Source organism: Halomonas sp. HK25 (genome assembly GCF_047795635.1).
In the GTDB taxonomy this organism is placed as follows: domain Bacteria; phylum Pseudomonadota; class Gammaproteobacteria; order Pseudomonadales; family Halomonadaceae; genus Halomonas.
Map to the genome: position 1 here is coordinate 1,881,635 of NZ_CP181044.1, position 23,736 is coordinate 1,905,370.

The 23,736-nt window shown below is 68.0% G+C and carries 24 protein-coding genes and 1 pseudogene; 16 read left to right on the top strand and 9 right to left on the bottom strand.

Annotation, left to right across the window (positions count from 1 at the left end):
* Positions 1–158: 158 nt before the first annotated feature.
* Complete coding sequence (locus tag ACM26W_RS08995; protein WP_416140493.1) at positions 159–1,640, top strand: pyridoxal-phosphate dependent enzyme; 1,482 nt, start codon at positions 159–161, stop codon at positions 1,638–1,640.
* Positions 1,641–1,722: 82 nt separating this feature from the next.
* Positions 1,723–2,361: a carboxymuconolactone decarboxylase family protein gene (locus ACM26W_RS09000; RefSeq protein WP_416140494.1), complete on the top strand. Its 639-nt coding sequence runs from the start codon at positions 1,723–1,725 to the stop codon at positions 2,359–2,361.
* 18 nt (positions 2,362–2,379) lie between these two features.
* Here ACM26W_RS09000 and ACM26W_RS09005 read toward each other — a convergent pair whose 3' ends face one another.
* From ACM26W_RS09005 to ACM26W_RS09015, 3 genes are all read right to left on the bottom strand, one after another.
* Positions 2,380–3,828: a GntP family permease gene (locus tag ACM26W_RS09005; RefSeq protein WP_416140495.1), complete on the bottom strand. Its 1,449-nt coding sequence runs from the start codon at positions 3,826–3,828 to the stop codon at positions 2,380–2,382.
* Between the two features lie 173 nt (positions 3,829–4,001).
* Positions 4,002–4,127, bottom strand: a complete 126-nt coding sequence (locus ACM26W_RS09010) for a hypothetical protein (RefSeq protein ID WP_416140496.1) — start codon at positions 4,125–4,127, stop codon at positions 4,002–4,004.
* Positions 4,124–5,332 (bottom strand): MFS transporter, encoded by a 1,209-nt coding sequence (locus ACM26W_RS09015; protein ID WP_416140497.1) that lies wholly within the window; start codon positions 5,330–5,332, stop codon positions 4,124–4,126. The genes ACM26W_RS09010 and ACM26W_RS09015 overlap by 4 nt, the downstream gene beginning before the upstream one ends.
* Positions 5,333–5,507: 175 nt before the next feature.
* Between ACM26W_RS09015 and ACM26W_RS09020 the strand changes: the two genes are divergently transcribed.
* A complete protein-coding gene (locus tag ACM26W_RS09020) occupies positions 5,508–5,693 on the top strand; it encodes a hypothetical protein (RefSeq protein WP_416140498.1) in 186 nt (61 codons plus the stop codon).
* A gap of 64 nt (positions 5,694–5,757) precedes the next feature.
* On the opposite strand, the gene ACM26W_RS09025 is transcribed toward ACM26W_RS09020, so the two are convergent.
* From ACM26W_RS09025 to ACM26W_RS09040, 4 genes and pseudogenes are all read right to left on the bottom strand, one after another.
* Positions 5,758–6,864 carry a pyridoxal phosphate-dependent aminotransferase gene (locus ACM26W_RS09025; RefSeq protein WP_416140499.1) on the bottom strand — a complete coding sequence of 369 codons (1,107 nt, stop codon included), beginning with the start codon at positions 6,862–6,864 and terminating at the stop codon, positions 5,758–5,760.
* A 59-nt stretch (positions 6,865–6,923) separates the two neighbouring features.
* Positions 6,924–7,136, bottom strand: a complete 213-nt coding sequence (locus ACM26W_RS09030; protein ID WP_416140943.1) for a hypothetical protein — start codon at positions 7,134–7,136, stop codon at positions 6,924–6,926.
* A 79-nt stretch (positions 7,137–7,215) separates the two neighbouring features.
* Positions 7,216–7,386, bottom strand: a pseudogene (locus tag ACM26W_RS09035) (CoA transferase); the annotation flags it as partial.
* Complete coding sequence (locus ACM26W_RS09040; protein WP_416140500.1) at positions 7,383–8,159, bottom strand: SDR family NAD(P)-dependent oxidoreductase; 777 nt, start codon at positions 8,157–8,159, stop codon at positions 7,383–7,385. The gene ACM26W_RS09040 and the pseudogene ACM26W_RS09035, both read right to left, overlap by 4 nt.
* Before the next feature lie 275 nt (positions 8,160–8,434).
* Between ACM26W_RS09040 and ACM26W_RS09045 the strand changes: the two genes are divergently transcribed.
* The 13 genes from ACM26W_RS09045 (at position 8,435) to ACM26W_RS09105 (ending at position 20,877) form a co-directional block, all read left to right on the top strand.
* Entirely contained in the window at positions 8,435–9,412 is a 978-nt protein-coding gene (locus tag ACM26W_RS09045) for a TRAP transporter substrate-binding protein (protein WP_416140501.1), read from the top strand.
* Between the two features lie 87 nt (positions 9,413–9,499).
* Positions 9,500–10,045, top strand: a complete 546-nt coding sequence (locus ACM26W_RS09050) for a TRAP transporter small permease (RefSeq protein ID WP_416140502.1) — start codon at positions 9,500–9,502, stop codon at positions 10,043–10,045.
* Entirely contained in the window at positions 10,045–11,340 is a 1,296-nt protein-coding gene (locus ACM26W_RS09055; RefSeq protein WP_416140503.1) for a TRAP transporter large permease, read from the top strand. Before ACM26W_RS09050 ends, ACM26W_RS09055 begins: the two co-directional genes overlap by 1 nt.
* A 75-nt stretch (positions 11,341–11,415) precedes the next feature.
* Complete coding sequence (locus ACM26W_RS09060) at positions 11,416–12,195, top strand: AraC family transcriptional regulator (protein WP_416140504.1); 780 nt, start codon at positions 11,416–11,418, stop codon at positions 12,193–12,195.
* Positions 12,196–12,341: 146 nt separating this feature from the next.
* Positions 12,342–13,409, top strand: a complete 1,068-nt coding sequence (gene dctP / locus ACM26W_RS09065; RefSeq protein ID WP_416140505.1) for a TRAP transporter substrate-binding protein DctP — start codon at positions 12,342–12,344, stop codon at positions 13,407–13,409.
* A gap of 66 nt (positions 13,410–13,475) precedes the next feature.
* Entirely contained in the window at positions 13,476–14,021 is a 546-nt protein-coding gene (locus tag ACM26W_RS09070) for a TRAP transporter small permease (protein ID WP_416140506.1), read from the top strand.
* The gene (locus tag ACM26W_RS09075; protein ID WP_416140507.1) at positions 14,018–15,295 is read left to right on the top strand and encodes a TRAP transporter large permease; all 1,278 of its coding nucleotides are present in this window, start codon (positions 14,018–14,020) and stop codon (positions 15,293–15,295) included. Before ACM26W_RS09070 ends, ACM26W_RS09075 begins: the two co-directional genes overlap by 4 nt.
* Positions 15,296–15,307: 12 nt before the next feature.
* Positions 15,308–16,342: a histone deacetylase family protein gene (locus ACM26W_RS09080; protein ID WP_416140508.1), complete on the top strand. Its 1,035-nt coding sequence runs from the start codon at positions 15,308–15,310 to the stop codon at positions 16,340–16,342.
* Between the two features lie 50 nt (positions 16,343–16,392).
* Positions 16,393–16,749 (top strand): RidA family protein, encoded by a 357-nt coding sequence (locus ACM26W_RS09085; protein ID WP_416140509.1) that lies wholly within the window; start codon positions 16,393–16,395, stop codon positions 16,747–16,749.
* 1 nt (position 16,750) lies between these two features.
* A complete protein-coding gene (locus ACM26W_RS09090; protein WP_416140510.1) occupies positions 16,751–17,692 on the top strand; it encodes an ornithine cyclodeaminase family protein in 942 nt (313 codons plus the stop codon).
* Complete coding sequence (locus ACM26W_RS09095) at positions 17,689–18,840, top strand: class II histone deacetylase (RefSeq protein WP_416140511.1); 1,152 nt, start codon at positions 17,689–17,691, stop codon at positions 18,838–18,840. The genes ACM26W_RS09090 and ACM26W_RS09095 overlap by 4 nt, the downstream gene beginning before the upstream one ends.
* Complete coding sequence (locus ACM26W_RS09100; protein ID WP_416140512.1) at positions 18,824–19,798, top strand: branched-chain amino acid transaminase; 975 nt, start codon at positions 18,824–18,826, stop codon at positions 19,796–19,798. The genes ACM26W_RS09095 and ACM26W_RS09100 overlap by 17 nt, the downstream gene beginning before the upstream one ends.
* Positions 19,799–19,869: 71 nt before the next feature.
* Positions 19,870–20,877: a DUF4105 domain-containing protein gene (locus ACM26W_RS09105; protein ID WP_416140513.1), complete on the top strand. Its 1,008-nt coding sequence runs from the start codon at positions 19,870–19,872 to the stop codon at positions 20,875–20,877.
* Between the two features lie 323 nt (positions 20,878–21,200).
* Here the strand turns inward: ACM26W_RS09105 and ACM26W_RS09110 are convergent, their stop codons facing one another.
* Both ACM26W_RS09110 and groL read right to left on the bottom strand, forming a co-directional pair.
* On the bottom strand, positions 21,201–21,941 hold the full coding sequence (locus ACM26W_RS09110) for an RNA methyltransferase (RefSeq protein WP_416140514.1): 741 nt from the start codon (positions 21,939–21,941) through the stop codon (positions 21,201–21,203).
* A gap of 142 nt (positions 21,942–22,083) precedes the next feature.
* Positions 22,084–23,727, bottom strand: a complete 1,644-nt coding sequence (gene groL, locus ACM26W_RS09115; RefSeq protein WP_416140515.1) for a chaperonin GroEL — start codon at positions 23,725–23,727, stop codon at positions 22,084–22,086.
* Positions 23,728–23,736: the final 9 nt, after the last annotated feature.

A 23,736-nucleotide genomic window follows, 5' to 3' on the forward strand; every position in this document is an offset into this window, starting at 1 on the left:
ATAGCCCGCCCTGCGCCGGCTCCTCCTGTGAAGGCCTCGCTTTTCCACGGCGGCGCGCCTGCGGTGAGGCGCAAAAACCACGCTGGCTTCCACGCCCGCTTCCCCGGCGACTGACGATGCTTGGCGTGCACCCCCAAAAAAAGCGAAGGAGACTCACCATGGCACGCCACGAAAGCATCCTCGAGACCATCGGCGGCACGCCGCTGGTCCGCCTGGCCCGGCTCGCCCCGCCGGAGGTCAACCTGCACGTGAAGGTGGAGGCCTTCAATCCCATGGGCTCGGTGAAGGATCGCATGGCGCTGGCGGTGATCGAGGCGGCCGAGCGCAGCGGGGCGCTGCGTCCCGGTCAGACGGTGGTCGAGGCCACCAGCGGCAACACCGGCATCGGCCTGGCCATGGTGTGCGCCCGCAAGGGGTACCCGCTGGTGGTGACCATGGCCGAGAACTTCAGCCTGGAACGGCGTCGCCTGCTGCGCTTCCTGGGCGCGCGGGTGGTGCTGACCCCGGCCGCCGAGAAGGGCAGCGGCATGCTGGCCAAGGCGATCGAGCTGGCCGAGGCTCACGGCTACTTCCTGTGTCGCCAGTTCGAGAACGAGGCCAATGCCGAGGTGCACAGCCGCACCACGGCCCGGGAGATCCTCGACGACTTCCAGGACGAGCCGCTGTACGCCTGGGTGACCGGCTTCGGCACCGGCGGCACCCTCAAGGGCGTGGCTCGCACGCTCAAGGCGGCCGATCCGCGCATTCGCGTGGTAGTGGCCGAGCCGGACAATGCTCCGCTGCTGGGCAGCGGCCTGGCCCAGCCGACGGGGGCGAGCCACCCGCGCTTCCGCCCCCACCTGATGCAGGGCTGGAGCCCCGACTTCATCTCTCCGCTCACCCAGCAGGCAGTGGCCGAGGAACTGGTGGACGAGGTGGTGCCGGTGGCCGGCGAGGCGGCGCTGCGCCTGGCCCGCGCCCTGGCGCGCCGGGAGGGCATCTTCGCCGGCATTTCCGGCGGTGCCACCCTGGCCGCGGCCCTGGAAGTCGCGCGCCGCGCGCCGCCGGGGAGCCATATCGTCTGCATGCTGCCCGATACCGGCGAGCGCTATCAGTCCACGCCGCTCTTCGCGGGCGTCGAGGACGAGATGAACGAGGAGGAGCTGGCCCTGTCGCACTCCACCTCGGGCTATCGCTTCGATCGACCCACGGCCGCGCCGGTGCCTGCCCCTGCGGCGGCCGAGCCAGTCGCGACCCGGGATGCCGAGGCCGAACGCTTCGTCGACGACAGCCTGGCCCGGGCTCGGGTGGTGATGTTTTCCCTGGCCTGGTGCGAGTTCTGCTGGTCGGCACGCCGGCTGTTCGACCGGCTCGGCATCGCCTACCTGAGCGTCGAACTCGACTCGGTGGCCTGCCAGGCCGACGACCTCGGCGGCCGGGTGCGACCGGTGCTGGCGGCGCGCACCGGGGCCGCTACCATTCCGCAGATCTTCATCGGGGGGCAGCGGGTGGGCGGCTGCGGCGAGCTGTTCGAGGCCTGGCGGGATGGCTCGCTGCGCCAGCGCCTGGCGGCGTGCGGTATCCGCGTCGAGCCCGACGCCGCCTTCGACCCCGACGAGCTGCTGCCGCGCTGGCTGCACCCCCGTGCCGCGACGGCGTAAGCGGCGCCTTTCCCCACGCCGGCCGCGAGGGGTCCCTCGGGCCGGCCCATCCCCTTCCCACAGACACGCAGGAGCGCGAGCCATGACCTTCATCCATACCATCCCGCCGGAGCAGGCCGACGGCGAGGTCCGCGAGATGTACCGGCGCCAGGAGGCGCACTTCGGCTACCTGCCCAACTATGCCCGGGCGTTCAGCCATCGCCCCGAAGTGATGGCGAGCTGGGCGGCGCTGCTGGCCAGCATCCGCCGCCACGTGGCGCCGCGGCGCTTCGAGCTGGTGACCCTGGCCGCCGCCAGCGCCCTGGGCAACAGCTACTGCGCCCTGGCTCACGGCAAGGCGCTGGGCCAGTGGCTCGACGACGAGATCGTGGCGGCGATCGCCGGGGGTCGCGAGCCTTGCGGCCTCGACGCCGCGGAACGTGAGCTGCTGGTCTTCGCGCGCAAGGTGTCACGCGATGCCAGCCGGGTCACGGCCGATGACGTCGCGCGCCTGAGGGAGGGGGGATTGGCCGACGACGAGATCTTCGACATCGTGACGGTGGTGGCGGGACGGGCCTTCTTCACCAAGGTGCTCGACGGCCTGGGCGTTGAGGCGGACGCTGCCTATCGCGAGTTGCCGGGTGCGTTGATCGAGGCGCTTACCATGGGGCGCCCGATTGCCAGGTCGGCATCCGCATCGGGACAGGACCCAGGCCCCGGCGGCCTCGTCAGCAGCCGGTGACTACCGGATCCTCCGGCCTCAGAACGATCCCGCCAGGGTGCCCAGGGTGATCAGCAGTACCAGCGAGAGGATCGGGACCACCACGGCCACCACCGCGATATCCAGATAGGCCTGGCGGTGTGTCAGGCCGCAGATCGAGAGCAGCGTGATCACCGCGCCGTTGTGCGGCAGGGCATCCAGCCCGCCGGTGGCGACGGCCGTGACCCGGTGCATCAGCTCGGGGGCGATGCCGGCGGCCTGGCCCATGGCCAGGTAGGTGTCGCCCAGCGTTGCCAAGGCGATGCTCATGCCGCCGGAGGCCGAGCCGGTCATGCCCGCCAGCAGATTGACGGCAATGGCCAGCGAGATCAGCGGGTTGTCGCCGCCCACCGTGGTCACCCAGAGGCTGATCGCCTCGAAGGCCGCGAGCGATGCAATCACCGAACCGAAGCCGACCAGGCTGGCGGTATTGAAGATCGGCAGCAGCGAGGCATTGGCGCCGCTGTCGAGGGTGGTGGTAAGGGCCTCGAGGCGCTTGAGGTTGGTGAGAATTATCACCCCGATGGCCAGCACCAGGGCGGCGATCACCGACCAGACGCCGCGCACCGAGTCGATGCTGGTCGCACCATAGGTCGGCTCGGCGAGATAGTCGGTGTCCATGGCCGGAATCACCACCGCGGTGAACAGCAGGTTCAGGGCGATGACCAGCACGATGGGCAGCAGCGCCAGCGGCAAGGGGGGCAGGTCGCGGGGCTGTTCCCGGGCCGTGACCTCGGCCAGGTCGAAGCCCTCGCCCGCCGAGCGTTCCCGCAGATGCGTGGCCGGCGCTGCCTCATTCGGGTGGTTGCCATAGCCTTCCCCGGCCAGGCGCGCCTGGCGCGCCCGGTGGCTCAGCCAGGCCTGCCCCAGCCCCAGCATGACCAGCCCGGTGAGGATGCCGAGCCCCGGGGCGGCAAAGGGCGAGGTGCCAAAGTAGGGCATGGGGATGGCATTCTGGATGGCCGGCGTGCCCGGCAGTGCGGTCATGGTGAAGGTGAAGGCACCGAGTGCGATGGTGCAGGGGATCAGCCGCTTGGGCAGGCTGGCCTGGCGAAACAGCGCGGCGGCGATGGGATAGACCGCGAAGGCCACCACGAACAGCGAGACGCCGCCATAGGTCATCACCGCACAGGAGAGCACCACCGCCAGTATCGCGCGGGCGTCGCCCAGGCGCTGGACGATGGCGCTGGCCAGCACCTCGGCGCTGCCCGAATCTTCCATCAGCTTGCCGAATACCGCTCCCAGCAGGAACAGCGGGAAGTAGCGAACGATGAAATCGCCGGCGGCCCCCATGAAGACCTGCGTATAGCTGGCCAGCAGTGGCGTGTCGACCGAGATCAGTGCCACCAGTGCGGCGAGCGCCGGGGCAAGAAGCAACAGGCTGAGACCGCGGTAGGCCAGAACCATCAACAGCAGCAACGCAACGACGATCGCCGAGATACCGATCATCGGGCGTTCCCTCGGTCATGTGCCGGCTCGATCCGTTCGGGGGTGCGCATCGCCATACCTGCTCCTGCTCATCCGTGAATGCTGCAGTGCAGTATATGCACCCCGGCTGGCGTTGTCTCCCTCAGGGTGACAGGTCGGCGGCGTTGGCTAGCGCTGGCGGTCAGCGGTTTAGTTCAACACAGCCGGCTGCCCAACAGCAGCTGGGCGGCGTCCAGGCTCTGCCAGCCCCACCAGACCAGCGCCAGGGCGACGGCGGTAAGGGTGGCGGCGGCGATCGGCAGCAGGCGTGAGCGGCTCATGCCTTGGCCTCCGTGGGGGCGGGGCGGTGGACCGGCGCCTCGCTGATGAACCAGTGCAGGGCGGCGGCCGCCACCGAGAGCAGGATGGCGATGTTCCATACCACAACATAGTCGCCCTGCAGGTCGTAGAGGAAGCCCCCCAGCCAGACGCCCATGAAGGAGCCGAGCTGGTGGAAGAGGAAGACGATGCCGCCGAGCATCGACAGGTGCTGGACGCCGAACACCGAGGCGACGATACCGTTGGTCAGCGGCACCGTCGAGAGCCACAGCAGGCCCATGGCGATGCCGAACAGGTAGGCGCTTGCCGGACTCAGGGGAGTGATCAGGAAGAGGGTGATCACCACGCCTCGGATCAGGTAGAGCCAGGTGAGCAGGCGTGGCTTGGAGTAGCGGCCCCCCAGCCAGCCGGCGGCGTAGGTGCCGAAGATATTGAACAGCCCGACCAGGGCCAGCACGGTGCTGCCCACCTGCACGGCGATACCGCTGTCGAACAGGTAGCCGGGCAGGTGGACGCCGATGAACACCACCTGGAAACCGCACACGAAGAAGCCCAGGCAGAGCAGCCAGAAGCCGCGATGGTTGGCGGCCTCGTTGAGCGCGGCGCCCAGGCTGATGTCGCTGGCGGCCTTGGCCGAGGGGCGATCGCGCAGCATGGCGCCCAGGGGCAGCATCAGCGCGGCGATGGCGCCCATCGCCAGCAGCGCCGCCGACCAGCCCAGCCACCCCAGCAGGCCGAGAGTGCCGGGCAGCATGGCGAACTGGCCGAAGGAGCCGGCGGCGCTGACGATGCCCATGGCCATGCTGCGCTTCTCCGGTGCCACGGCGCGGCCCACGGCGCCGAGGATTACCGAGAAGGTGGTGCCGGAGAGGCCTAGGCCGATCAACACGCCGGCGGAGAGCGTCATGCCCAGCGCCGACTCCGAGAGGCCCATGAACAGCAGGCCCAGCGCATAGAGGGCGCCGCCGACGACCACCACCCGGGCGGCGCCGAAGCGGTCGGCCAGTGCCCCGGCGAAGGGCTGTGAAAGACCCCACAGCAGGTTCTGTATCGCCAGGGCGAAGGCGAAGACGCCACGGCCCCAGCCCAGCTCGGAGCTCATGGGCTCGAGGAACAGGCCGAAGCCGTGGCGCAGGCCCATGGCCAGGGTGACCACCAGGCCTCCGAGCACGATGATAAGAAGGGCGTGGCGCCGAACGCTGTCCATGGGCATCCCGTTTGCAGACTAATGGCTATTCAGATCACTATCGCCGGTTGTCGCCGAGCTGGCTACTGTCTTCATATGGAGACAGATGTGTCGCCGACTTGCCACATGGGAGGGTTCGACACCCTCGGCTAGAATGGGCGCCGATGATGTTCCCTGACGACAACAAGGAGGTCTTATGTCACGGCGCCTGTGGTTTCCCCTCACTCTGGTGGCTGCCAGCCTGGTCATGGCCGGCTGCAGCTACACGCCCGCCCGCATCCAGTCCGAACCGCTGATCGTCATCGATGACGACCGGGGCGGTCCGCCTGCCCGCAGAGGAGGTTTCTGCCCGCCGGGGCAGGCCAAGAAGGGCCGCTGCTGACCCGGACGTCGCGCGCGTCCTGTCATGCACCGCACCGCCCTCGGGCGGTGCGGTCATTCAAGCCTCAGCGGGAAGCGAGGGCCTGCTCCAGGGTCGCCAGGCGCCCGGGGACCAGGGCGTCCTCCACGGCGGTGATGCGCAGCACATGGCCCAGCGCTGGATCGGCGGGGCGGGCGATCAGCTTGCCCTCATCGAGCAGGGACTGGTGCACTCGCCCGGCCTGCTCCGCGCTGGCCAGGCGCAGGCCCACGAAGTTGGTGGCGCTGGGCAGCACGTCGGCGCCCAGCCCGCGCAAGTGGTCCGCCAGCCGCTCGCGGCGCTCGCGCACCGCGGCCACGTGGGCGTCGACCTCGTCGGGGTGGTCAAGCACCACCTCGGCGGCGGCCTGGGTCAGCGTCGACACCGCATAGTGGATCCTCACCTTCATCATGACCGCCAGGGTCTCCGGGTCGGCGATGGCGTAGCCGACCCGCAGTCCGGCCAGGCCATGGGCCTTGGAGAGGGTGCGCAGGCGGATCACTCCGGGCAGCACCCGGCGACCGAACTCGCCGTCGGCATCCTCGCGGAAGTCATGGTAGGCCTCGTCCAACAGCAGCCAGCAGTCGTCGGGCAGTGCCTCGCGCAGGGCCAGCACGTCGGCATCCCGGTGAAGGTGGCCGCCGGGATTGTCGGGGTTGGCCAGATAGACCAGGCGCGCCCGGTGTTCCCGGGCCGCTTGGGCCAGGGCATCGAGATCCGGCGCCAGGCGCCCGGGACCCTCGTCGTAGGGCACCTCCACCAGGTGGCAGCCCTGGCCGCGGGCAAAGTAGCCGAAGGTGGGGTAGGTGCCGGTGGTGCCGACCACCACGTCATCACGGGTGGTGACGGCGCGCAGCGTGAGCGCGATCAGGCTGTCGGCGCCGGCGTCCACCAGCATCGCCTCCAGGAGTATGCCCTTCTGCTCGGTCAGGCGCCGGCGAATGCCCAGCGCCTCGCTGTCGCCGTAGCTGTAGACGTGGGCGGCCATGGCGTCGCCGAAGTGCTCGCGCAGGGCGCGATGGGGCATGTCGAGCCCCTCGTTGGAGCCCAGCTGGTGGGGGATCTCGCGACCCAGGCGGCGCTCCAGCACGCGCACGCCGGGGAAGGGGTTATCGGGGCCGTCGTCGGTCAGGTGGTCGGGGAAGCGGGGCATCACGGGCTCCAGTCTAAAGTTCCTGTTGCCACTTACCCTATCAGGATTGCCGACCCGACTCAGCGTTGCGGTTGATCCGCGGCCGGCATCGAATAGCGCCGGTCGGCCTTTCCCGCCTTCACCACCTGCCCCGGCGTGTCATGGCCTACCAACTCCGGCAGCAGGGCCGAGGCCGCCAGCAGGGCGTCGAGGTCGACGCCGGTGGGCACGAAGGTCGCCTCGCTCTGGAAGCCGTCGCGGGGCGCCACCTCGTTGATCTGCAGCTGGGTCATGATGGGGTCCTGGATCGGTCGGGGAACAGATGATGCCGGCATCGCGCAGATTGGCGCGGGTGTCCGCGTCGATGCCCAACTCGTCGAGCACCTCCTCGGTATGCTGGCCCAGGCCGCTGCGGTTTCGCTCCTGCAGTGCCAGCAGGGTGCCGATTACCGTGTATAGCGCAGAGAGGGAGTCACCGATGCTGACGCCGACGCGCACCGAGGGCTCGCCGGGCTGGCCGGTCAGGTAGCGCAGCCCGCTCACGCGTCGCCGTCGCGAAGTATCGTGAAGGGTGACCACTGCTGGCAGAGCGGGGCGACCTCGAGCCGGGTGATGTTGACGTGGGGCGGCAGCTCGGCGATGTGCAGGGCCTGCTCGGCCACGTCCCGTGGCTGCAGGGCCCGGGTGCCGCGATAGTAGTCGCCGACCAGCGAGTCATCGCCCTTCATGCGCACCAGGGTAAATTCGCTCTCGGTCATGCCCGGGGCCAGGTCGGTGACGCGCACCCCTTCGGCGCTGACATCGCAGCGCAGGTTATAACTGAACTGTTCGACGAAGGCCTTGGTGGCCCCGTAGACGTGGCCGCCGGGGTAGGGGGTGTGGCCGGCGATGGAGCCGATGTTGATCACCGTGGCGCCGGGGCCGGTCTCGATCAGCCGCGGTAGCAGCAGGCGGGTCACGTTGACCAGGCCCTTGATGTTGGTGTCGATCATGCGGTGCCAGTCGGCGAGGTCGGATGCCTGGGCCGGCCCCTTGCCGAGGGCCAGGCCAGCGCTGTTGATCAGCAGTCGCACGGTGGTGAAGGGCGCTGGCAGTGCGTCGAGGGTGCGGGCCACCGCGTCATGGTCGCTGACATCGAGCGCGGCGACATGCACCGGTACTCGCTCGCCGAGGGCCTGCTGCAGGTCCTCGAGCCGCTCGCGGCGGCGCCCGGTCAGTATCAGCGACCAGCCGGCCTCGGCGAAGCGATGGGCACAGGCCTCGCCGATGCCCGAGGTGGCGCCGGTGATGAAGGCCACTGGGTTGGTTTCGTGCATGGTGAAACCTCTTGACGTTAGACGGGTGACGGTGGGGGTGCTCCGAATGTGAGACCCGCGCGGCGAGGGGGCATATCCTTCTTTGGTCGCATCGGCTGCGTTCCCGGCCGACACCCCGCGTCACATCGCGTTATCGTTTGGCATCGTCACTGACGAAGCCTGCCTTCTCCAACCTCGATTTGAGCAATGTCGGGGCTTGCCCCAGGATCAGGCTTGCGGAGCCGCCGGTCGCGCGGTGGCGCCCTATAACGATAATTCCTCCGGGAGAACGTCACATGCGCAAGACGCTACTTGCCACCTTCGCCAGCCTGGGCTTGGCCGCGGCTGCCCCCTTCGCCCTGGCCAGCAGCATCGAAATCCAGGTCAACAACACCATGAGCGATGGGGGCTCGGAAAGCGCTGCCGTCGAACGCTTCGCCGAGTACCTCGAGGAGCAGGCGCCGGGCCGCTTCAACGTGCGCCCCTTCCTGGCCGGCTCGCTGGGGGGCGAGAACGCCGTGCTCGAACTGCTCAACCTGGGCCAGACCCAGCTCTCCATCACCGGCGGCAACTGGCGCCAGCAGTACGCGCCCGAGTATGACGCCATCACGGTGCCCTTTGTCTTCGCCACCTGGGACGAGGTGGACGCCTACATGGAAAGTCCCTCCGGCCAGACGCTGGTCGAGATCGCCGAGGAGAAGGGGGGGATCAAGTACTTCGGGACGCAGCACCGTGGCCCCCGCCACATGACCGCCAACAAGGCCATCCACTCGCCGGATGACCTGGAGGGCTTCCGCATGCGCCTGCCGTCCCTGCCCGTCTGGCTTGAGGTGTGGGAGGAGATCGGGGCCACGGTGGTGAACGTACCGGCGCCGGAGATCTACCTGGCGATGCAGACCGGCCAGGTCGACGGCCACGAGAACTCGCTCTCCTCGCCCTACACCCGTCGCCTCTGGGAGGTCCAGGATCACATCATCCTCACCAGCCACGTGATGTTCCCGTGGAACTGGGTCGCCAGCAAGCGCTGGTGGGATGGCCTCGAGGCCGATGACCAGGCGCTGATCGCCGAGGCCATCGAGGTGGCCCGCCAGCACGGTACCGAGGTGGAGCGCGAGCTCGACGAGTACTACCTCGAGCAACTCGAAGCCAACGGCATGTCGATCATCGAGCCGGATATCGAGCCGTTTCGCCAGGCGGCCATGCCGGCCATCGAACGCATCATGGCCGAGATGGCCGACGGCGTGATGGATGATGCGCTGGGCAGCGACGACTGAGTGTGTACTGACAGCTGATGTGACGATACCGGCGGCGCCCCCTGGGGCGCCGCCGTGTTGTCCTCGGGAATCGTCGAGGAGTCTTTCGTGGTACAAGAAATCGGGAGTCCGCAGGCGCCCGTGGACCGCTTGGCCTACTGGCTGCTGCGCGGCCTGACCCTGTTCTGTGATGCGGTGGGCGTCCTGCTGCTGGCGGGCATCCTGCTGCTCATCGTGGCCGCCGTGATTGCCCGTGACTTCATCGGGATCGGAATGCCCTGGACCGAGGAGGTGGCCTCCCTGCTGGCCATCTATGCCGTCGGCATCGGTTCGCTCTCCGCCCTGGTGCGCGGTGAGCACCTGCTGGTGGATCTGTTCAGTCATCGCCTGTCACGGCTGGCGCTGGACCTCCAATATCGCTTCAATGCGCTGCTCTCCTGCGGCTTCTTTGCGCTGGCGGCCTGGGGCGCCTGGATCATGTCCGAGATGAGCGCCAACAACCGCACGGTGTCGCTGGGGATCAGCTTCAGCTACCTCTACTACGGCATCTTCATCGGCTTTGCCGGGATGACATTGATCGCTGCCTGGCAGACGCTGCGTGGTCGCGTGACCTGGTTGCCGGGAGGCAGCCGCAACGATGAGGAGCCCCGCTGATGCTGGAACTGGCAATCTTCGTGGGCGGTCTGCTGGCGTTGATGATCATCGGGCTGCCGGTGGCGGTGGCGATCGGCATCACCTCCTTCATCGCCCTGGCGGTGACCGGTAGCGGCGGCCTGCCGGTGGAGTTGATGTCGCTGCGCATGGTGCAGACCCTCAACAACTTCACCCTGCTGGCAATCCCGCTGTTCATCCTCGCCGCCAACATCATGAATACCGGCTCCACCACCACTCGGATCTTCGACTTCGCGACGGCCCTGGTGGGCTTCACCCGGGGCGGGCTGGGCCATGCCAATGTGGTGGCCAGTTCCATCTTCGCCACCATGTCGGGCACCGCCGTGGCTGACGCAGCGGGGCTCGGCTCCCTGGAGATCAAGGCCATGAAGGAGCGTGGCTATGACCTTGGGTACTCCACCGGGGTGACCGCGGCGTCGAGCGTGATCGGCCCGATCCTGCCGCCTTCCATCGCCCTGGTGGTCTATGGCTGGCTGGCCAACGTCAGCATCGGGGCGCTGTTCATGGCCGGGCTCTTGCCGGGGTTGCTGATGGCGCTGTTGCTGATGGGCATGACCGTGCTCCTCGGCGCCAGTCGTCGAGTGGTGATGCCCGAGCCGACCCCCTTCGATGTCGGTGAGGTGTTGCGCACCGGGCGGCGCGCCATCCTGCCGCTGATGATGCCGCTGATCATCGTCGGTGGCATCTGGGGCGGCTTCTTTACGCCCACCGAGGCCGGCGCCGTGGCCTCCTTCTATGCGGTGATCCTGGGCGCAGTGGTCTACCGCGACCTGACCCTCAAGGCCCTCTACCTCTCCTTTCGCCGCACCCTGATGTTCAGCGTGGCGATCCTGCTGATCATCGCGGTGTCGAGCTTCTACGGCTGGATCCTGGTACGCATCGGCATACCCCAGGCCCTGGCCGGTCAGGTGGCCAGCATCGACATGCCCACCGTCTTCCTGCTGCTGGCCTTTGCACTCTTCTTCCTGCTGATCGGCTGCTTCATGTCGGTGGTGGAGAGCATCCTGATCTTCACGCCCATCGTGGTGCCGGCGGCCATGGCGGCCGGGCTGGACCCCATCCACTTCGGCATCGTCATGGTGATCACCCTGTCGGTGGGGGTGATCACGCCGCCCTTCGGCAACGTGCTGTTCCTGATGGTGGGCATCACCCGGCTGCGCTACGGCCAGGTGGTGTCGGCGGTGCTGCCGTTCCTGATCCCCATCATCCTCACCATCCTGATCCTGATCGCCGTGCCGCCGGTGGCGACCTGGCTGCCGAATCTGCTGGGTTACTGAGGTGCGGGCATCTTGTCTTCGAGAGGGCATGGGCCCATGGTAAGGGCTCATGGCCACGCCAACGACACTAAGCCCATGCCCCATCTCGACCTGAGAGCCACCACCCTCGACCGCGAACATGTGGATCATTCCCATGACTTCCACCAGCTGATCCTGGGCACCTGCGGGGTCACCGAGCTGGCCATGGATGGGGAGTGCGAGAGGATCACCGCCAGCCGGGGATGCCTCATCCCCACCTCCAGCCGCCACGAGTACCTGGGCGATGGCCGCAACCGCACCCTGGTCCTCGATATTCCCCGCGGCAGCCTGGCCGCGCTGCGCGACGCCGACCGCATTGATCGCCTCTTCGAGCGGCCGCGGTTCTTCAGTGTTCCGCCGCAGCTCCATCAGCTGGCGGATAGCCTGATGCAGCAGCTCGAGCAGTGCCCGGCCCTGCACAGCGAGATCGCCGCTCTGCTGCTGCGCGCCATCCATCTCCATCTGGAGAGCGAGCCGCTGGCCGGGGATGGCGGCTTTCCCCTGGCCCGGCGCCCCTGCGAGCGTCTCGACCTGACCCGTCTGGAGGCCTGGGTGGATCGCCACCTGTCTGACGAGATTCGCGTCGAGCAGCTGGCCGCACTCTGTGCGCTGAGCGTGGGCCACTTCCACAGCCGCTTTCGTGAGATGGCCGGCATCACGCCCCAGGCCTACGTGCAGGAGCGCCGGCTACGCCACGCCCGGACCCTGGTCTGCCACAGCGATCTGAGCCTGGGCCATGTGGCCTCCCTGGTCGGCTTCCGTGACCAGGGCAGTTTCTCCCGGGCCTATCGACGCCATTTCGGCACCCCACCCTCAACCGACCGCCACACACGCTGAGCCTGCCGCCGCACCCTGGGGCAAAGGCTCCGCAGCCGCGGGCAAGCACTCTCGCCTCGTTCGTCCTAGGCTCTGAGGCAGGGCGGTGCTTTCGGCGCCGCCGTTTCCCGAGCCATGCAACGAACAAATGATAAGAGGCAGGCATCATGCGCAAGAGATCCCTTACCGGGCTGTTCGCCCTGGCGTCACTCCCGCTGGCCATGGCAGCCGCCCAGGCCCAGGCCGAGGAGATGGCCATCGCCACCATCCTTCCCGAGAACATGAGCAACAATGAGGTGTATCCGGCGCTGGTGCACTTCAAGAACCTGGTGGAGACGCGCACCGACGGCGAGGTGACGGTGTCGATCTTCGGCAACAGCCAGCTGGGTTCCGAGGTGGAGACGGCGCGAGAGGTACAGGGTGGGCGCACGCTGCAGTCGACCATCATCACCACCGGTGCCATGTCTTCCTACTACCCCGATTACCAGATGATGACGGCTCCCTTCATCTTCGATAACTGGCGCCAGGCCTGGGCCTTCTTCGACGGCGAGTGGTTCGCCGATTTCATGTCCGGCACCATCGAACAGACCGACATGCGTTATCTGGGCACCTTCGACGATGGCGGCGGCTTCGTGGCCTTCACCAACAACGAGCGGCTGATCGAGACCGTCGAGGATCTCGAGGGGCTCAATATCCGCACCGAGGAGAACCCGGGGCATGTCTCCATCATGCGCGCGCTGGGAGCCTCGGCGACCCCGCTGCCCTGGGGTGAGGTGATCACCGCCCTGGAGACGGGCCTGGCCGACGGCCAGTTCAACGCGCCGGTGCTCAACACCACCTTCAACTTCCACGAGGTGACCGACTACACCACCCTGACCGGCCACGTTTACAACAGCGCGGCCTGGCTGGTCAGCGAGGAGTGGTTCCAGGGTCTCACCGAGTCGCAGCAGGAAGCGATCGTCACCTCCGCCCGCGAGGCCATCGCCATCGGTCACGGCATGTCCGGGGCACTCGCCACCGCCAGCTGGGAGGAGTCCTGCGCGACCTTCCAGGAATGCTACATCATGCCTCCCGAGGAACGCGCGCGCATGGCAGAAATCGCCACGCCCGCCTGGCGTGACTGGATCGTCGACGACTTCGGCCTCGACGGCGACCGCGTGGATGCCTTCCTGGAGGAGGTCGAGCGGGTTCGCGTCGAGGTGGCCGACTCCGACGTCGCCACCTACGGACGCTGATCACAGAGGCTTTCATCGTCCTGCGCCCGGCCGGATTCCGGCCGGGCGCTTGCCTGAGGTGACGCCATGACCTTCCTGCAGCCCCTGCGCCGCCTGAGCGATATCGTCAATCAGGTGGCGATTCTCGCTTGCGTGGCCTGCGTGCTTACCATGCTGGGCATCTCCTTCACTGCCTTCGTCTACAAGCTGGCCACCGGCAGCACCCTGAGCTGGACCTACTCCCTGGCGCGGCTCTTCCTGCCCTGGATCGGCTTCCTCTCCATGACCATCTCACTGCGCTACGGCGAGCACGTGGCCATGACGTTGCTGGTGCGAAGCCTGCCCCGCGTACTGACCGTGGTGGCGGCCACTCTCTGCATGATGGTCATCGGCGTGTTCGGTGCGCTGCTGCTCTGGTACGGCTGGGACTATTTCCAGGGCACCCGCCAGGTCTACATGGTCTCCGACCAGATTCGGATTCACGGCAAGTTCACCGCCATCGTGGTGCCGATCAGCGGTGCCATCATCCTGCTCCACCTGGTGCAGGGGTTTGACCTGCTGGAACATTTCATCGACGAGCGCGAGATGATCGACGAACTCATCGAGACCACCGACGGGGAGAACCGCCCATGACGCCCGCGATCGTCGCCTTTATCGTCCTGCTGCTGATCGGCGCCCCGGTCGCGGTGGTGATGGCCCTTTCCGGCCTGGCTGGCGGCTTTGCGATAGGTGGCGAGCGCATGCTCGGCATTATCGCCGACCGCATGTTCGCCGGCGTCTCCGGCTTCCTGCTGATTGCCGTGCCCTATTTCATCTTCACCGCCGAGCTGATGAACCAGGGCGGCCTGACCCAGAAGTTGATCGCCTTCAATAATGCCGTGTTCGGGCGGATGCGTGGCGCGCTTTCCCACGTCAACATCTCGGTCTCGGTGTTCTTCGCCGGCCTGACCGGGGCGGCGATCACCGATACCGTGGCCATCGGCAAGATCATGATTCCGGAAATGAAGCGTCAGGGGTATGACGCCGAGTATGCCGCGGCGATCACCGCCTGCTCGTCGATCATCGGCCCGATCATCCCCCCCAGCGTGGTGATGGTGGTCTACGCGACCCTGCTGCGCGATATCTCGGTGATCGACCTGTTCGCCGGCGGTATCATTCCCGGCCTGCTGATGGCCCTGGCGCTGCTCGGGGTCAGCTTCTTCCTGGCCATCAAGCGCGGCTACCCCAAGCAGCCGCCCACCCCCTTCAAGGTGGCGGTGCTCTCCTTCCTGATGGCGCTGCCGGCGATGATCGTGCCGCTGATCATCCTCGGCGGCATTCTCTCGGGGTTGACCACCATCACCGAGGCGTCGGGCTTCGCCGCCATCTACACGATCTTCATCAGCGTGGTCTTCTACCGCAATCTGACCTGGCGGAAGGTCTGGAATGCCCTGGTCATCACGGTGCGCTTCTCCGGGGTGGTGTTCTTCCTGCTGGCCACCTCGGCGGTGCTGGGCTGGTTCGTGACCCGCTCCGGCATCGCCCGCGACGCCGCCGGCCTGATCACCACCTTCAGCGACTCGACCTTCCTGCAACTGCTGCTGGTCTGCCTCCTGTTGATCCTGATCGGCACGATCATGGACGTGCTGCCGGCCCTGGTGGTGGTGGCGCCGGTGCTGGTGCCGGCGATGATACAGCTGGGTGTGGACCCGCTGCACTTCGCGATCCTGATGATCGTGGTGCTCAATATCTCCAACGTGACGCCACCGGTGGGGATGACGTTGATGACGGCGGCGAGGATAGCCAATGTGCCTTTCGAACGGGCGATCATCGCCTCGCTGCCGTTCTACGTGGCCTTCATCATCGTCATCCTGCTGTTGGTGATCTTCCCATCGCTCTCCACCTGGATTCCCTCGCTGCTGCGCTAAGGACACCCGACGATGAAGCTCTTCTATCACCCCGACCAGGAGCGCCATGCACCGTCCACCTTCCTGCTGCGTGGCCGGCCGGTGGAGTCTCCCGAGGGGCCGGTGCGGGCCGAGCTGCTCTCTCGCGGCCTGGCCGACATCGGTCGGTCGCTGACGGCGCCTACCGCCCCCGACAGTCCGCGGCTGCGCGAGCGCCTGGCGAGGATCCACTCGCCCCGTTACCTGGCCTTCCTCGAGACCATCCATGCCCGCTGGCGGGCGCTGCCCGATGCTGCCGAGGTGGTGGCGCCCAACGTGCATCCCTGCGGCGGCGGCCACCACTATCCTCGCCATCCGGTGGGGCAGGTGGGCTGGCACATGCACGACATGGCCTGCCCGATGACCGCCGACAGCTTCGCCGGCATCCTGGCCAGCGCGGCCACCGCGGAGGCAGCGGCCGACGTGGTGCTGGCCGGAGAACGCCGGTCCTATGCGCTGTGCCGCCCGCCGGGCCACCATGCCGGTCCGGAGCGCGCGGGCGGCTTCTGCTTCCTCAACAACTCGGGCCTGGCCGCCACGGTGCTTCGCGAGCGTCATGCGAGGGTGGCGGTCCTCGACGTGGATCTGCACCACGGCAACGGCACCCAGGACCTCTTCTATGACCGCGGCGATGTCTGGACCGGTTCGCTGCACGTCGACCCGTCTGACTTCTATCCCTTCTTCTGGGGTGGCGCCGACGAACGGGGCGAGGGTGAGGGGCTCGGCGCCAACGTCAACCTGCCGCTGCCACTGGGCAGCGACGGGGCGGCCTTCCTCGAGAGCCTGGACCGCCTGATCGAGCGGCTCGAGGTCTACCGGCCCGATGCCCTGGTGGTAGCCCTGGGCCTGGATGCCCACCGCGACGACCCGCTGGCGGGCATGGCCCTGGAGACCGGCGACTTCACCGAGATCGGGCGGCGCCTGGCCGCCATCGACTTGCCCACGGTGCTGGTCCAGGAGGGGGGCTACCCTACCGAGCATCTGAGTCACAACCTGGCCGCCTTCATGGGCGGTTACACCGCTGCCTGAGGGCAGCCCGTCATCGGTGCCGACCGGCACCCCACAACGAGAGACACGCCATGACCGTTACCTATCACGACAGCAACACCCGCATGAGCCAGGCCACCGTCCACAACGGTACCGTCTACCTGGCCGGCCAGGTGCCGGACGACGCCAGTGGCGACATGTTTGGCCAGACCGAGCAGGTGCTGGCCAAGATCGACCGCCTGCTGGCCGCCGCCGGCACTTCCAGGGAGCACCTGCTAAGCGCCCAGATCTGGGTCACCAGCATGGCCGAGTTCGACCAGATGAACGCCGCCTGGGACGCCTGGGTGGTGCCGGGCCGGCCACCGGTGCGTGCCGCCATCGAGGCGAAGCTGGCCAAGCCGGAATGGAAGGTCGAGATCATGGTCACCGCGGCACTTCCGGAGGCCTGACATGCGCATCATCACGGCGGAGCAGGTGGCGGCCTCGCTGCCCTGGGAGTCCCTGGTCGAGCGCCTCGCGACCACCTTCCGCGAGGGGGTCGAGTCGCCGCCGCGCCATCACCATGCCATGCACCGGCCCGACGGCGAGGCCACCATGCTGCTGATGCCGGCCTGGGAACGCGAGGGCTACATCGGCGTGAAGATGGTCAATGTCTTCCCGCAGAACGCCGAGCATGGCCTTCCCGCCATTGCCGGCGTCTACCTGTTGAGCGAGGGCGCCCACGGGCGCCCCCTGGCCTGCATCGACGGCAGCGAGCTGACACGCCGACGTACCGCCGCGGCCTCGGCCCTGGCGGCCCGCGAGTTGGCCCGGGAGCATGCCGAGAGCCTGCTGGTGGTGGGGACCGGCAAGCTGGCCCCCATGGTGATCGAGGCCCATGCGGCGGTGCGCCCCATCCGCCGCGTGCGGATCTGGGGGCGCAGCCTCGAGAAGGCCGAGGCGCTCGCCGCCGAGTATGCCGACCGCTTCGATACGGCGGCGGTCACCGACCTGGAGGCCGCCAGCCGCGAGGCGGACCTGATCAGCTGCGTGACGCTCTCCACCGAGCCGCTGATTCTCGGTGCCTGGCTCGCTCCCGGCACCCATCTCGACCTGATCGGGGCCTTTCGCCCCACGATGCGCGAGACCGATGCCGAGTGCCTCACTCGCAGCGAGGTGTACGTGGACACCCATGCCGGGGCGAGGGGGGAGGCGGGGGATCTCCTGCTGGCCGTCGACGAGGGGGCCTTCGCCTTCGACGAGGTCCGTGGCGAGTTGGCCGAGCTGCTCAGGGGCGAGGTGCCCGGGCGCTCGTCGGACGAGGCGATCACCCTCTTCAAGTCGGTAGGGGCGTCGCTGGAGGACCTGGCGGCCGCCATCGAGGTGTGGGAGCGGCGGGAGCCGTCCCCGTGACGAGCGCCACCACGGGGTTCTTCTGGCATGAGCGCTGCTTCTGGCATGACCCGGGCGCCATCGGCGTCTTCTCGGCGCGCGGCGAGTTCCTGCAGCCGCAGCCGGCCTCGGAGAGTCCCGAGAGCAAGCGTCGGCTGAAGAACCTGCTGGAGGTCTCGGGTCTGATCGACGCGCTGGCGGTGCGCAAGCCCCCGCCGGCGAACAGCGAGGACCTCGAGCGCTTCCATACGGCGCGCTACCTGGCGGCCCTGGCGTCGGGCGACCGCGCCCGGGGTGGTGACGGCGGCGACTGCGCCCCCTATATGCCGGGCAGCCTGGCCGCCGCGCGTCAGTCCACGGGGCTTGCCATCGCCGCCGTGGAGGCGGTGGCCAGCGGCGAGCTCGCGCGCGCCTATGCGCTCTGTCGCCCGCCGGGCCACCACGCCGAGGCCGACCGTGGCCGCGGCTTCTGCCTGCTCGGCAACCTCCCGGTGGCGGTGCTGCGCGCCCGTGCGCGGGGCCTGGTGGGGCGTGTGGCGATCCTCGACTGGGACGTGCACCACGGTAACGGCCAGCAGTCGGCCTTCTATGCGGACCCCGAGGTGTTCACGGTCTCGCTTCACCAGGCGGGCAACTATCCGCTGGAGACCGGGGGCTTCGAGGAGCAGGGGGAGGGCCGTGGCCTGGGGGCCAGTCTCAACCTGCCCCTGCCGCCGGGCTGCGGCCTGGGCGCCTACGATCATGCCATGACCCAGCTAGTGCTGCCGGCCATCGAGGCCTTCGGCCCCGAGTTGATCGTGGTGGCCTGTGGCTATGACGCCTGCGCCAAGGACCCGCTGGGCAAGATGCTGCTCAACAGCGCCGCCTTCGCCCGAATGACGGCGCAAGTCATGGCGCTGGCCGATCGCGTCTGCGGGGGGCGACTGGTGATGATCCACGAGGGCGGCTATTCGGACGGCTATGTGCCGGTGTGCGGGCATGCGGTCATCCAGACCCTCGCCGGCAGCGACATCCGCGTGCCGGACCCCCAGAACGACGAGATCGCTGCCTGGGCCTACCAGGCCCTGCAGCCCCACCAGCGTGAGCTGATCGACGGCTGGCGCGAGGCCTGGGCCGCCACCGGCCGGCTCTCCCCGACAAGGAACCCCGACCATGACACCTCTCGATGATCGCGACGGCTGGATCTGGATGGACGGTGAGTGGCTACCGTGGCGCGAGGCCCGGGTCCATGTGCTGACTCACACCCTGCACTACGGCATGGGCTGCTTCGAGGGCGTGCGCGCCTATGCCGGGCCCCACGGCAGCCACCTGTTTCGGCTGGCCGAGCACACCCGGCGGCTGGCCGACAGCGCCTACGCCCTGGACATGCCGCTGCCGTTCGACGAGGCGGCGCTGATCGAGGCCCAGTGCGAGTGCCTGGCAAGGAACGCCCTGACCAGTGCCTATCTCAAGCCCACGGTGTTCTTCGGCTCGGAGGGGCTGGGGCTGCGGGCCAGGGGGCTCTCGGTGCACGTGATGATCGCCGCCTGGGACCTCGGCGACTATATCTCGGCGGAGGCGGCGTCGATCGGCCTGCGTGCACTGACCGCCTCATGGGCGCGCCACCATGTGAACATCAGCCTGTGCCGGGCCAAGACCAACGGCCACTACGTGAACGCCATGCTGGCGCTCAACACGGCAGTGAAGGCGGGCTTCGACGAGACGATCATGCTCGACCCGGAGGGTTATGTGGCCGAGGCCTCGGCGGCCAATGTCTTCCTGTTGCGCGACGGTGTGCTGCATACCCCCGAGGTGACCTCCTGCCTGCAGGGCATCACCCGCGACAGCGTGATCCACCTGGCTCGCGAGGTGCTCGGCGTCGAGGTGCGGGAGCGGCGCATCACCCGTGACGAGCTCTATACCGCCGACGAGGCCTTCGTGACCGGTACCGCGGCCGAGATCCTGCCGCTGCGTGAGCTGGATGGACGGCACATCGGTGGCCGCGCCGGCGCACCGCCGCCCGGGAGGCCCATCGCGGCGGACTCCCTCACCGCCCGGCTGCAACGGCTCTATCGCCGGGTGGCCCGCGGCGAGCTCGACGGGGAGCTCGAGTCTTTCTGCGGCTGGTTGACGCCCGCCGGGGGCTGACGCTGCGCTGCGTTGAAGGGCCTCCTGCCATGCCGTGCTAGCCTGCGGCCATCCGGCCGGGAAGGGACGCCATGATCGAATCGCTGCTCGCGGGCATGCTGCTGACGTCACTTCTGCTGGCCACTCTGTGGGGTGGGCTGGCCCTCGTCCACCGGCTGCCGGCCTCGCGCGTCGTGCGGTGGCTGGCGGTGCTGGTGTGGCTGGGGACGGGGGGACTCTGGTGCCTGCTGGTCTGGCAGGGTGCGCGGTTGGCCCCCCTGGCCGGCATGGTGGTACAGATGGCCGCGCTGCTGGCCTGGTGGCGGCAGCTGCAACCCGCCATGGACCTCGACTGGGCCGATGACGTGGCGCACCTGGCCACGGGGGAGGTCGAGGGGCACCGCCTGATCCTCCACCATGTCCGGGACTTCGATTGGCAGACCCCGGACCGGGCGCGGATCGCCTGGGAGCGGCGGGAGTACGATCTCCGCGCGCTCGACAGCGTGGATCTGTTCGTCTCCGGCTGGGGGCGACCCGGCATCGCCCATGTGCTGATCTCCTTCGGCTTCCTCGACCCCGGGTCCGGCCGGCATGACTTTGTGGCCTTCTCGGTAGAGGTCCGGCGCGAGCGTCACGAGCAGTTCTCGGAGATCGGCGGCTTCTTCAAGCAGTACGAACTGGCGATCATCGCCGCCGACGAGCGGGATGCCGTGCGCCTGCGCAGCAACGTTCGGTGCGAGACGGTGAATCTCTACCGGGTGCGGCTCAATGCGGCCGATCGGCGCGACCTGCTGCTGGTGCTGGTGGAGGAGGCCAATCGCCTCGAGGCGGCGCCGCGCTTCTATCACACCGTCACCGCCAACTGCACCACCCTGGTGTTCGGGCTGATGCGCCGGATCATCGAGGGGCTGCCGATGGACCACCGGCTGGTGCTTACCGGGCTGCTGCCTGGCTACGTGCACGACCACCGTGGCCTGGTGCCGGGCTTTTCTCTCCATGAGCTGAAGTGCCGCGGCGATATCACCGAGCGTGCCCGCCAGGCCCACGAAGCCCCTGATTTCTCGCGGTGTATCCGCGAGGGCGTACCGGGCTGGGAATGACGATGTGGCCGGCCACCAGCAAGAACGCCACGGCAGATGCCGTGGCGTGATTCCATGCCTCCCTGGACACCCTCCCGGTGCCTGACCGGCCCATGGCCGATCCTCCTTGTGGTGCGTCCTGCACCGACGCGTCCCTGGCGGGGCTGGGCAGTATCCCTTGCCGTGGCTTTGCTGCCTTGGCCTTCTGGCATCTTCTCTTCTGCAGATGACACTGCCATCACACTGGCATGAACAGACAGTGACAGGCCCAGGCATCGGCTCGTCGTTTTCCACCATCCCGCTTATCGCCTTCGGCTGGGCGGGGGCGATGCTGTTCTAATCCTTTACCCCTTTTCCCTGTGCAGGTGGCGCTCCAGCGAGGCCAGCAGGCCGCGCAGCAAGGACAGCTCCTTGCGGTTCGGCTGGGCACGGGCGAACAGCGCCTGCAACTGAGCGTCGGTGCGGGCATGGGGCTGGGTAAGGAAACCGCTGGCCTGCATGACCCGCTCCAGATGGTCGTGGAAGTGACCCAGCTGCTCGCGGGAGGGCTGGCGCTGCTCGGGGGGCAGGGCGGGGCGGTAGTCGCCCTGCGGGCGCCGACGCCACGCCTTGAACAGCTCGTAGGCCAGCACCTGCACCGCCTGGGAGAGGTTGAGGATGCCGTAGGCGGGGTTGGCCGGGATGCTCACCTGGTGGCTGCAGAGGCGGATCTCGTCGTTGGTCAGCCCGAAGCGTTCGCGGCCGAACACCAGGGCCACCGGGTCCGCGGCGGCGTGCTCGACCAGTTCCCGGGCCATCGCGTCGGGCTCGTCGAAGTGGGGCAGCGGCAGGCTGCGCAGCCGAGCGCTGGCGCCTACCACCTCCACGCAGTCGGCCACTGCCTCGGCAAGCGAGCCCACCACCCGGGCGCTTTCCACCAGGTCCTCGGCGCCGGCGGCCAGCCGTGAGGCCTCGGGGTCGGGGAAGCGGCGCGGGTTGACCAGCACCAGGTCGGTGAGGCCCATGGTCTTGATGGCCCGCGCCGAGGCGCCGATATTGCCGGGATGGTAGGTCTGGACGAGGACGATGCGGATATTCGAGAGCATGGGCAGGCGGTCGGCGGAAGGCTGGTGAGGTCGAGTATCTTACAGAAGCCAGGGCCCAGCGCCGAGCCGACAACAAAAAACCCCCGCCGGTTTCCCGGCGGGGGTCGATCGCGGACGGTGTGTCCTGGGGATCAGGGGCTGATTACATCATGCCGCCCATGCCACCCATACCACCCATGCCGCCCATGTCCGGCGCGGAGTCTTTCTCGTCCGGATCGTCGGCGATCATGGCCTCGGTGGTGATCATCAGGCCAGCAATAGAGCCGGCGGACTGCAGCGCGCTGCGGGTCACCTTGGCCGGGTCCAGCACGCCCATCTCGAACAGGTCACCGAACTCGCCGGTCTGGGCGTTGTAGCCGTAGTTGCCTTCGCCAGCCTTCACCTGGTTCAGGATGACGGAGGCTTCCTGACCGGCGTTGGTGACGATCTGGCGCAGCGGGGACTCCATGGCGCGCAGAGCGATGGCGATGCCGTGGGTCTGGTCCTCGTTGTCGCCCTTGAGGTCCTTGATCTTGGTCAGCACGCGCACCAAGGCAGTACCGCCGCCGGGCACGACGCCTTCCTCGACCGCTGCGCGGGTAGAGTGCAGGGCGTCCTCGACGCGAGCCTTCTTCTCCTTCATCTCGACTTCGGTGGCGGCGCCGACGCGGATGACGGCCACGCCGCCGGCCAGTTTGGCGACGCGTTCCTGGAGCTTCTCGCGATCGTAGTCGGAGGAGGTATCCTCGATCTGGGCGCGGATCTGGCCGACGCGCGCCTCGATGTCGCCTTCGTTACCGGCGCCATCGATGATGGTGGTGTTCTCCTTGGACATGGTCACGCGCTTGGCGGTGCCCAGGTGGTCCAGGTTGGCCTGCTCGAGGGTCAGACCCACTTCCTCGGAGATCACGGTGCCGTTGGTGAGGATGGCGATATCCTGCAGCATGGCCTTGCGACGGTCGCCGAAGCCCGGGGCCTTGGCCGCTGCGACCTTGACGATGCCGCGCATGGTGTTGACCACCAGGGTGGCCAGTGCCTCACCCTCGATGTCCTCGGCGATGATCGCCAGCGGCTTGCCCGCCTTGGCGACGGCTTCCAGCACCGGGAGCAGCTCTCGGATGTTGGAGATCTTCTTGTCGACCAGCAGGATGTACGGGTCTTCCAGCTCGACCTGCATGGTGTCCTGGTTGGTCACGAAGTAGGGAGACAGGTAGCCGCGATCGAACTGCATGCCTTCCACGACTTCCAGCTCGTCCTCGAAGCCACGGCCCTCGTCGACGGTGATGACGCCTTCCTTGCCCACCTTCTCCATGGCCTCGGCGATGATCTCGCCGATGCGCTTGTCGCCGTTGGCGGAGATGGTGCCGACCTGGGCGATGGCCTTGGTGTCGGTGCAGGGCACGGACAGGGCCTCGATCTCCTTGACCGCGGCGATGACGGCCTGGTCGATGCCGCGCTTGAGGTCCATCGGGTTCATACCCGCGATGACGCCCTTGAGGCCCTCGTTGACGATGGACTGGGCCAGTACGGTGGCGGTGGTGGTGCCGTCACCGGCGACGTCGGAGGTCTTGGAAGCGACTTCCTTGACCATCTGGGCGCCCATGTTCTCGAAGCGGTCCTTGAGCTCGATCTCCTTGGCCACGGAGACGCCGTCCTTGGTGACGGTCGGGGAGCCAAAGGATTTCTCCAGCACCACGTTGCGACCCTTCGGGCCCAGGGTGGCCTTCACAGCGTTGGCCAGGACATCGACGCCACGGGCCATGCGCTTGCGGGCATCATCGGAGAACTTGACTTGTTTCGCTGCCATTTTCGAAAT

What these genes read in the sequence shown, in the direction of transcription:
- ACM26W_RS08995 (WP_416140493.1), top strand. Translation starts at nt 159, where the DNA reads ATGGCACGCCACGAAAGCATCCTCGAGACCATCGGCGGCACGCCGCTG.
- ACM26W_RS09000 (WP_416140494.1), top strand. Translation starts at nt 1,723, where the DNA reads ATGACCTTCATCCATACCATCCCGCCGGAGCAGGCCGACGGCGAGGTC.
- ACM26W_RS09005 (WP_416140495.1), bottom strand. Translation starts at nt 3,828, where the DNA reads ATGATCGGTATCTCGGCGATCGTCGTTGCGTTGCTGCTGTTGATGGTT.
- ACM26W_RS09010 (WP_416140496.1), bottom strand. Translation starts at nt 4,127, where the DNA reads ATGAGCCGCTCACGCCTGCTGCCGATCGCCGCCGCCACCCTTACCGCC.
- ACM26W_RS09015 (WP_416140497.1), bottom strand. Translation starts at nt 5,332, where the DNA reads ATGGACAGCGTTCGGCGCCACGCCCTTCTTATCATCGTGCTCGGAGGC.
- ACM26W_RS09020 (WP_416140498.1), top strand. Translation starts at nt 5,508, where the DNA reads ATGTCACGGCGCCTGTGGTTTCCCCTCACTCTGGTGGCTGCCAGCCTG.
- ACM26W_RS09025 (WP_416140499.1), bottom strand. Translation starts at nt 6,864, where the DNA reads ATGCCCCGCTTCCCCGACCACCTGACCGACGACGGCCCCGATAACCCC.
- ACM26W_RS09030 (WP_416140943.1), bottom strand. Translation starts at nt 7,136, where the DNA reads ATGACCCAGCTGCAGATCAACGAGGTGGCGCCCCGCGACGGCTTCCAG.
- ACM26W_RS09040 (WP_416140500.1), bottom strand. Translation starts at nt 8,159, where the DNA reads ATGCACGAAACCAACCCAGTGGCCTTCATCACCGGCGCCACCTCGGGC.
- ACM26W_RS09045 (WP_416140501.1), top strand. Translation starts at nt 8,435, where the DNA reads ATGCGCAAGACGCTACTTGCCACCTTCGCCAGCCTGGGCTTGGCCGCG.
- ACM26W_RS09055 (WP_416140503.1), top strand. Translation starts at nt 10,045, where the DNA reads ATGCTGGAACTGGCAATCTTCGTGGGCGGTCTGCTGGCGTTGATGATC.
- ACM26W_RS09060 (WP_416140504.1), top strand. Translation starts at nt 11,416, where the DNA reads ATGCCCCATCTCGACCTGAGAGCCACCACCCTCGACCGCGAACATGTG.
- dctP (WP_416140505.1), top strand. Translation starts at nt 12,342, where the DNA reads ATGCGCAAGAGATCCCTTACCGGGCTGTTCGCCCTGGCGTCACTCCCG.
- ACM26W_RS09070 (WP_416140506.1), top strand. Translation starts at nt 13,476, where the DNA reads ATGACCTTCCTGCAGCCCCTGCGCCGCCTGAGCGATATCGTCAATCAG.
- ACM26W_RS09075 (WP_416140507.1), top strand. Translation starts at nt 14,018, where the DNA reads ATGACGCCCGCGATCGTCGCCTTTATCGTCCTGCTGCTGATCGGCGCC.
- ACM26W_RS09080 (WP_416140508.1), top strand. Translation starts at nt 15,308, where the DNA reads ATGAAGCTCTTCTATCACCCCGACCAGGAGCGCCATGCACCGTCCACC.
- ACM26W_RS09085 (WP_416140509.1), top strand. Translation starts at nt 16,393, where the DNA reads ATGACCGTTACCTATCACGACAGCAACACCCGCATGAGCCAGGCCACC.
- ACM26W_RS09090 (WP_416140510.1), top strand. Translation starts at nt 16,751, where the DNA reads ATGCGCATCATCACGGCGGAGCAGGTGGCGGCCTCGCTGCCCTGGGAG.
- ACM26W_RS09100 (WP_416140512.1), top strand. Translation starts at nt 18,824, where the DNA reads ATGACACCTCTCGATGATCGCGACGGCTGGATCTGGATGGACGGTGAG.
- ACM26W_RS09105 (WP_416140513.1), top strand. Translation starts at nt 19,870, where the DNA reads ATGATCGAATCGCTGCTCGCGGGCATGCTGCTGACGTCACTTCTGCTG.
- ACM26W_RS09110 (WP_416140514.1), bottom strand. Translation starts at nt 21,941, where the DNA reads ATGCTCTCGAATATCCGCATCGTCCTCGTCCAGACCTACCATCCCGGC.
- groL (WP_416140515.1), bottom strand. Translation starts at nt 23,727, where the DNA reads ATGGCAGCGAAACAAGTCAAGTTCTCCGATGATGCCCGCAAGCGCATG.